Origin of the sequence: Streptomyces sp. NPDC127092 (assembly GCF_042722475.1) — a bacterium.
In the GTDB taxonomy this organism is placed as follows: domain Bacteria; phylum Actinomycetota; class Actinomycetes; order Streptomycetales; family Streptomycetaceae; genus Streptomyces.
Genome location: NZ_JBHXFE010000177.1, coordinates 1 through 1,810, shown reverse-complemented (window position 1 = coordinate 1,810; position 1,810 = coordinate 1). Strand labels below are relative to the sequence as shown.

3 protein-coding genes are annotated in these 1,810 nt (G+C 69.3%); all 3 read left to right on the top strand.

The window, feature by feature from the left end; all coding sequences use genetic code 11:
• A partial coding sequence (locus tag ACFWJO_RS38555) for a cupin domain-containing protein (protein ID WP_386872858.1) occupies positions 1-316 on the top strand: 316 nt, incomplete at its 5' end.
• Between the two features lie 7 nt (positions 317-323).
• Positions 324-1,151, top strand: coding sequence for a fumarylacetoacetate hydrolase family protein (locus ACFWJO_RS38550; RefSeq protein WP_386872856.1), 828 nt, complete (start codon positions 324-326; stop codon positions 1,149-1,151).
• A 32-nt stretch (positions 1,152-1,183) separates the two neighbouring features.
• Positions 1,184-1,810: maleylpyruvate isomerase family mycothiol-dependent enzyme (locus ACFWJO_RS38545; protein WP_386872854.1), on the top strand; the 627-nt coding region annotated here is incomplete at its 3' end.

Genomic DNA, 1,810 nt, shown 5'->3' with positions numbered 1-1,810 from the left:
CCGGTACACCAACCCGACCACCGGCGGCGACGTGATGCCCACGATCCGCGCCGAGTTCCACCGCCTCCGCGCGGGCGCCCGCACCCGGCCCCGCCGCGACGTGGGCTCGACCGTCTATCAGGTGTTCGAGGGGACGGGGCGGTTCGTCCTCGGCGGCGAGGCCCGCACCGTGTCCAAGGGGGACATGATCGTCGTCCCGTCGTGGACGGAGTGGTCGATCGAGGCCGACACCGAGTTCGACCTGTTCGCGTTCTCCGACGCCCCGATCGTCGAGCGCCTGCACTTTGACCGCACATTCATCTCCGAAGGAGCCTGACAATCCCATGAAGCTTGCCACCCTGCGCCGCGGCGGTGCCACCGTCGCCGTCCGCGTCGATTCCGACACCACCGGCACAATCATCGACGGGTACCCGGACCTGTCCGCCCTGCTGACCGACCCGGACTGGAGGTCGATCGCGGACAACGCGTCCGGTGCCACCGTCGACCTCGACGGCGCCGACTACGCCCCGGGGGTCCCGCACCCGGGGAAGATCACCTGCGGCGGCTTGAACGACGCCAACCACGTCCAGGAGATGGGCCGCGACCTGCCGCAGTATCCGACCCTGTTCGCGAAATTCAAGGAAGCGTTGACCGGCCCGTACGACGACGTGATCGTCCCGTCCTATGCCGCCGCCCAGCTGGACTGGGAGGGGGAGTTGGCGTTCGTCGTCGGCCGGCAGGCGTACCAGGTGCCCGAGGCCGACGCCGAGTCCTACATCGCCGGGTATTCGGTGATGAACGATTACACGATGCGCGACTACCAGTACCGGACGCTGCAGTGGGATCAGGGCAAGACGTTCGAGAAGACCAGCGGTTTCGGGCCGTTCCTGACGACCACCGACTCCTACACGTTCGGCGGGACACTGGTCACCACCCTGGAGGGGCAGGTGGTGCAGTCCACCACCACCGACGATCTGGTGTTCACCCCGGCCAGGCTGGTGGAGTACATCTCGCACATCGTGACGTTGCAGCCCGGGGACGTGGTGATCACCGGCACCCCCGGCGGGGTCGGGCACGCCCGCAAGCCCGGTCTCTACATTCAGGACGGGCAGACCGTGGAGGTCACCATCGAGGGCCTGGGCACCGTCCGCAACACGACGATCGTCAAGTAAGGGTGCACCCGGTGGGTTTCCACGATCTCGACTTGTCCGAGCGGTTGCTGATCGCCCGCCGCGGCACCGCCTACTTCGCGCAGCGCCTCGCCGAGGTGTCCGATTCCGACCTCGACGGGGAGACGCTCCTGGCGGGGTGGTCGCGGCGACATCTGGTGGCGCACGTCGGGTACAACGCGGCCGCGTTGTGCCGGTTGCTGGACTGGGCGGCGTCGGGGGTGCAGACCCCGATGTATGCGTCGGCGGAGCAGCGGGGCCGGGAGATCGCCGAGGGTGCCACCCTGTCGGCGGCGGCGCTGCGGAACCTGTTCGATCACACCGTCGCCCGGCTCGACGAGAAGTGGCGCACCCTGCCCGCCTCGGCGTGGGATGCGCAGGTGCGGACCGCGCAGGGCCGTCTGGTGCCGGTGTCGGAGACGGCGTGGATGCGCACCCGGGAGGTCTGGATCCACGCGGTCGACCTCGGCAACGGCGGCCGGTTCGGCGACTTCCCCGACATCGTCCTCGAGTCGTTGCTCACCGACATCGTCGGAATGTGGCGGCGCAAGGACCTCGGCGCCGGCCTGATCCTCACCGTCGACGGGGGTGAACCGGTTGCGGTGCAGCCGGATTCACCACCGGCCGGCAAGGTGTCCGGGCCCCTCGCCGCGGTCGTGCGG

Excerpts from the sequence above, each read along its gene's own strand:
- ACFWJO_RS38550 (WP_386872856.1), top strand. The coding sequence starts at position 324 with ATGAAGCTTGCCACCCTGCGCCGCGGCGGTGCCACCGTCGCCGTCCGC.